Origin of the sequence: Pseudomonas antarctica, from assembly GCF_900624995.1 — a bacterium.
Lineage (GTDB): Bacteria > Pseudomonadota > Gammaproteobacteria > Pseudomonadales > Pseudomonadaceae > Aquipseudomonas > Aquipseudomonas antarctica.
Window position 1 is genome coordinate 1 of sequence record NZ_UYXQ01000173.1, and the last position, 6,475, is coordinate 6,475.

At 64.2% G+C, this 6,475-nt stretch carries 1 protein-coding gene; it reads right to left on the reverse strand.

Translation table 11 applies throughout. From position 1 onward, the window contains the following. Positions 1-6,475 (reverse strand): non-ribosomal peptide synthetase (locus tag E0F99_RS28230; RefSeq protein WP_130909069.1); only part of this gene is annotated, 6,475 nt, incomplete at both ends.

Below are 6,475 nucleotides of genomic sequence, written 5' to 3' on the forward strand. Positions count from 1 at the left end.
GCGGCATGGCGATGGCCACGCGCACTTCAGGCCCCACGCCACGGGCGATCAGCGCATGCGCCAGGCGGTTGGCCTGAGCATCGAGTTCGCCGTAAGTCAGGGTCTGCGCATCGAATTTAACCGCCACGGCTTCAGGGTTTTCCCGCGCGCGGTCGGCGACCCTTTCATGCACCAGGCGCTTGGCCGAGAAGCCCGAGCCGGTGCAATCCCACAGTTGCAGAATGTGCTGTTGCTCATCGGCGTTCAGTAGGTTCAGTTGCCCGATGGCCTGTTGCTGATCGTCGACCATGGCCTGCAAGAGGTTCTGCCAATGCCCGGCCATGCGTTCGATGGTGGTGTGGGCAAACAGATCGGTGGCGTAACTCAGCGACGCACGCAAGGCTTCGCGCGATTCCTCCACATCCAGCGCCAGGTCGAACTGAGCGACGCCTTCATCCCAACTCAACACCTCAACCTGCAGGCCCGGCAAGTGCTGAAAATGGCTGCCTGCCGAGGTCACGCGGTGGTTGAACAGCACCTGGAACAACGGGCTCAGGCTCATGCTGCGTTCCGGTTGCAGCGCCTCCACCAGTTGCTCGAAGGGCAGGTCCTGATGCGCCTGAGCGTCCAGTGAGCGTTGGCGCACCTGGTGCAACAGTTGCGCCACGCTCATCTGGCCGTTGATGTCGGCCTTGAGCACTTGAGTATTGACGAAGAAGCCGATCAGGCCTTCGGTTTCAAGGCGGTTACGGTTGGCGATCGGCACGCCGACGCGCACATCTTCCTGGCCGCTGTAGCGATGCAGCAAGGCCTGGTAGGCCGCCAGCAAAACCATCGGCAAAGTGACTCCAGCCTGGTTCGCCAGGCTGCGCAAGCCGACCACCAGTTGCGGCTTCAACTCAACGCCAAGACGCGCACCGCGATGGGTCGCCAGCGCTGGACGCTGGTAGTCGAACGGCAACTCCAATACCGGCTGCTCGCCCCCCAACTGCTCACACCAGTAGATCAGCTGACGCGCTTTCTCGCCGGCTTCCATCCAGTTGCGCTGCCATAGCGCGTAGTCGGCATACTGAATCGGCAAGGCCGGCAGCTGCGGCGTGTGGCCGTCGCTGAACGCCGTGTACAGTTTCACCCATTCCTCGACCATCAACTGCATCGACCAGCCATCGGAGATGATGTGATGCTGAACCAGCACCAGCACGTGATCGTCCTCGGCAAGGCGCAACAACTTGACCCGCAGCAACGGCCCGCGCAACAGGTCGAACGGCTGCGCGACGGCCTCGGCCACTTGCGCCTTGAGCCCGGCTTCATCGGTATCGCAACGTTCGATTTCGATCAGGCCCAGGTCTTCAATCACTTGCACCGCGCCACCGGCCTCCTGACGCAGATGCGTGCGCAGGCTTTCATGGCGCGCCAACAGCGTATCAACACTGCGTTGCAGCGCGGCCACGTCCAGCGCGCCTTTCAAACGCAGGGCGCTGGGGATGTGGTACGCCGAGCTTTGCGGGTCAAGTTGCCAGAGGAACCATTGGCGCTCCTGAGCGTAAGACAGCGGCAAGGGTTGCGTGCGGTCGGCCTTGAGCAGGGCCGGCGCCGTCACGCCCTCCTCGCCCAATGTGCGCACGAAATCAGCGAGCACAGGCTGTTCGAACAGGCGCTTGAGCGCCACTTCCAGCCCCAGTGCCTGGCGTACGCGTGACACCACACGTGTGGCCAGCAACGAATGCCCGCCCAGTTCAAAGAAGTGGTCGTCGAGGCCCACTTGCGGCACCTCCAACACATCGGCCCAAATGGCCGCGACGTGCTGTTCGCGCTGACTCACGGGCGCCACAAAGGCTTTGAGCAACAGCTCGGCATCTGCCTTGGGCAGCGCGTTGCGGTCGAGCTTGCCGTTCGGGGTCAATGGCAGGCTATCAAGGAATATCAGCTGTGCAGGCACCATGTAGTCCGGCAGGCGCTCGCGCAGCTGGGCCTTGTAGTGGTCACGCAGCGCAGCCTGTTGTTCGGTGGTGAAGGTCACCAGGTAGGCGATCAAACGGTCGTTGTCGGCCAGCACCACCGCTTCGCGCACCGCCGCGTTTTCACGCAGGCAGGCTTCGATTTCGCCCAGTTCGATACGGAACCCGCGCACCTTGACCTGATGGTCCACGCGGCCGATGTACTCCACCACGCCGTCAGGGCGATAACGCGCCAGGTCACCGGTGCGGTACAGGCGTTCGCCGGGCGCACCATAAGGGTTGGGCACGAAGCGTTCGGCGGTGAGCGATGCACGTGCGTGATAACCGCGTGCCAAGCCAACACCGCCAATCAGCAATTCACCGGCAGCTCCCAATGGGCATGGCGTCAGCCCGGCGTTGAGAATGAACAATGTGGTGTTGGCGATCGGGCGACCGACAAAAGGCTGCGCCTGCTGCAAACGATGGGCAGCCGACCAGATGGTGGTTTCCGTTGGGCCATAAAGGTTCCACACCGGGCCCTGCAGATCGAGCAAGCGTTGGGCCAGGTCGACCGGCAGCGCTTCGCCGCCACACAGGCATTTGATGCCCTGCAGCACAGACGCGCGCGGGCTTTCCAGCAGCATGCGCCAGGTCGAAGGCGTCGCTTGCAGCACACTGGCGGACTGGCGGTGCACCAGGTCGAGAATCGCCTCCGGGTCGAGCGCCAGTGCCTGCCCGCTCAGCAGCACGGTGGCGCCCACGGTCAGCGGCACATACAGCTCAAGGGCGAAGATGTCGAACGAGAACGTGGTCAGCGACAGCACCCGCGCGTCAGCGCCGATCGCCAGGCTATCGGCCATGCCGCAGGTAAAGCTGCACAGCGCCTGATGACGCACCATCACGCCCTTGGGCTTGCCGGTGGAACCGGAGGTGTAGATCACGTAGGCCAGGTGCTCCGGCGTGACAGTGACTTGTGGGTTGTGATCTTCCGCGCTGACATCATCGACCAGCAACACGTGCAGCCCGCTCGGTGGCGCCAGGCACCCGTTCAGCAGTGGCTGGGTCAGCAACACCCGAGCCCGGCTGTCTTCAAGCATAAACGCCAGTCGATCGGCCGGGAATTGCGGATCCAGCGGCACATAGGCGCCACCGGCCTTGAGGGTTGCCAGCAGGCCGACCACCATGTCCAACGAGCGCTCGACATGCACGGCCACCAACACGTCAGGGCCGACACCCGCCGCGATCAGACGATGGGCCAGGCGGTTGGCGCGGCGGTTGAGGTCGCGGTAGCTCAGGGTGTCGCCATTAAATTGCAGCGCAATCGCGTCCGGGGTTGCCAGTGCCTGCGCTTCGAACACCTGATGCACGCAGCGCGCCTGCGGGTACTCGGTGTGGCTGGCATTCCAGCTGTGCACGGTCTGCTGCCATTGCTGCGCGCTGAGCATCGGCAGTTCATCCAGCGCCTGCGAGGCGTCATTCACCACCGCGCGCAGCAGGTTCTGCCAGTGTTGTGCAAGGCGTTCCAGGGTGGCGGGCTCGAACAGGTCGGTGGCGTAGGTGAGCGAGGCCCACAGACCTGCGGCGGACTCTTCGGTTTCCAGGCTCAAATCGAACTGCGTGGTGCTTGCTACCCAGTCCAGCGGCTGCAATGCCAGGCCCGGCAATTGCACCGGGCCGGCACCCGGGTTGTCCTGGTGATTGAACATCACTTGGAACAGTGGGGTGTGACTGAGGCTGCGCTCTGGCTGCAGCGCTTCCACCAGTTGTTCGAACGGCAGGTCCTGATGGGCCTGGGCCTCCAGGGCGCGCTGTTTGACCTGGGCGAGCAATTGATTGAAGGCCATCTGCCCGTCAAGATCGACTTGAATAACTTGGGTATTGACGAAGAAGCCAATGAGTCGCTCGGTTTCAAGGCGGTTTCGGTTGGCGATCGGCACGCCGACACGCAGCCGGTTCTGGCCGCTGTAGCGATGCAGCAGGGTTTGGAACGAGGCCAGCAAGAGCATGAACACGGTCACGTCTTCACGCTGGGCCAACGCTTTCAGATCGGCCAACAGCGTAGCCTCAAGCTGGACCTGCTGCCGCGCGCCACGCAAGCTTTGCACCGCCGGACGCGGGTGGTCCAGCGGCAGTTCCAGCACCGGATGCTCTTCGCCCAGGCGTTGTTGCCAGTAATCGAGCTGGCGCTGTTTTTCACCGGCCGCCATCCAGTTGCGTTGCCACACGGCATAGTCGGCGTACTGGATCGGCAATGCTGGCAACTGAGCCTGGCCCTGATACAGGGCGACCAACTCGTCCACCATGACGCGCATCGACCAACCGTCGCAGATGATGTGGTGCTGGGTGATGACCAGCACATGGTGATCGGGCGCGATCACCAGCAGTTTGACGCGCATCAGCGGGCCGGTACGCAGGTTGAACGGGCGCTGGATTTCTTGCTCCACACATGCCTGGATCGCCGCGGCCTCTGCCCGCGCCTGCTCGACCGGCATCGCCAGCGTGGGGTGGATCACCTGCCAGGTCTGCTCAGCGTCTTGCACAAAGGTGGTGCGCAAAGGCTCATGGCGTACCACCAGCGCCTGGAAAGCGCGTTCCAGCGCGCAGATGTCGAGTTGCCCACGCAGATGCAATGCCGTAGGCACGTGATACGCGGCGCTGGATGGGTCCAATTGCCACAAGAACCATTGGCGCTCCTGGGCGAAAGACAGCGCCATCGGCTGCCCACGTTCCAGCGCCACCAGCGGTTGTGCGCTGTGCTGATGCAGCCCTGAACACGCCGTGGCGAACGCTTGCAGTGTCGGCTGCTCGAAGAGTGCGCGCAACGGCACTTCCCGCTTCAACTCATGGCGCACCCGGGAAATCACCTGGGTGGCCATTAACGAATGCCCGCCCAGCGCGAAGAAATGATCCGTGAGGCCCACCTGCTCGACCTGCAACACCGCTTGCCAGATCGCCGCCAGCTGCACTTGCAACGGAGTTTGTGGCGCCACAAAGGCCTGTTGACGCAGGTTCAGGTCAGGTGTCGGCAGCGCACGGCGGTCAAGCTTGCCGTTGTTGTTCAGCGGCAAGGCGTCAAGCACCAGCCAGTGCGCTGGCACCATGTAGTCCGGCAGCGACTGGCGCACGGTTGCCGCCAAGGCTTGCCCGTCCAGGGTTTGACCGTGGGCGGGCACCACATAGGCGACCAATTGCATGCCCACCGCACTCGGCTGGGCGATGACGGCGGCTTCACGCACCGCCGGCAAGCCTTGCAGGCAGGCCTCGATCTCGCCCATTTCGATGCGGTAGCCGCGAATTTTGACCTGGTGGTCGATACGCCCGACGTATTCCAGTGCGCCTGCTGCGTTGTAACGGGCCAAGTCGCCGCTGCGGTACAGCCGCGCGCCCGGTACGCAGGAAAACGGGTCGGGCAGGAAGCGCTCGGCGGTCAATGCCGGGCGATCGAAATAACGCTGGGCCAGGCCCGCTTCGGCGCCAATGCACAGCTCGCCGACGCCGTCGGTGGCCAACAGTTCGAAACCGCTGTCGAGCACATACAGCGAGCGGCCGGCGATGGCCCGCCCAATCGGCACGCCGAACGCATCGCTGGCATCCGCCAGCTGGCAGTCGTGCACGCTGGACACCACCGTCGCCTCGGTCGGCCCATACGTATTGACCAGTTTTACGTCACCCAGCCCGGCGGCGTGCCAGGCACGCAGACCTTCCACCGACATCGCCTCGCCGCCCACATGCACTTGGCGCAGGTTACCCAAGGTGCGGCGGTCGGCCGCGCACTCCTTGGCCAACAGGTACCAGTAAGCGGCGGGCAAGTCGGCCAGTGTCACGCCCTGCTCGACGATCTCGCGTGCCAACTGCCCGGCGTCCCACAGTTCATCGCCGCGCATGATCAAAGCGGCGCCTACGCACAACGCCGGGTAGCACTGCTCGACAAAGCCGTCGAAGCTGAAGGTGGCGAATTGCAGCACGCGGTCTTCGGCACACAGGCGGCTATACGCCTCGGCGCTATCACAGAACTGACCGAGGGCGGCATGGTCGATGGCCACGCCTTTGGGCTGGCCGGTGGAGCCAGAGGTGTAGATCACATAGGCCAGGTCGGCGGCCGCCGCATGGCTGGGTGGATTGGTCGCCGCAAAGTTGCCCAGTTCTTCACCGCCGGCGCTGAAATCTACGCGGATCAACCCTGGCGGCAGCGGCAGATCGGCGAGCAATCCGGTTTCGCTGAGCAGCAGGTCCAGGCGACTGTCCGCGAGCATGTAGGCCAGGCGTTCGGCCGGGTATTTCGGGTCCAGCGGCACATAGGCAGCACCGCTCTTGAGCACCGCCAGCAGGCTGACGATCAACTGCGGGCCACGCCGGCTGGCCAAGCCTACGCGCTGGCCCGGACCCACGCCCAGCGCCAACAGGCGGTGGGCCAGACGGTTGGCGCGCTGGTTGAGCTGGGCGTAGCTCAGGCGCTCACTGCCCGCCTGTACCGCCAGCCCGTCAGGCGTAGCATGGGCCTGGCCCGCGATGCGCTCGTGCACACCATGATGACCCGCCGCACCACAAACGGCGTGGGT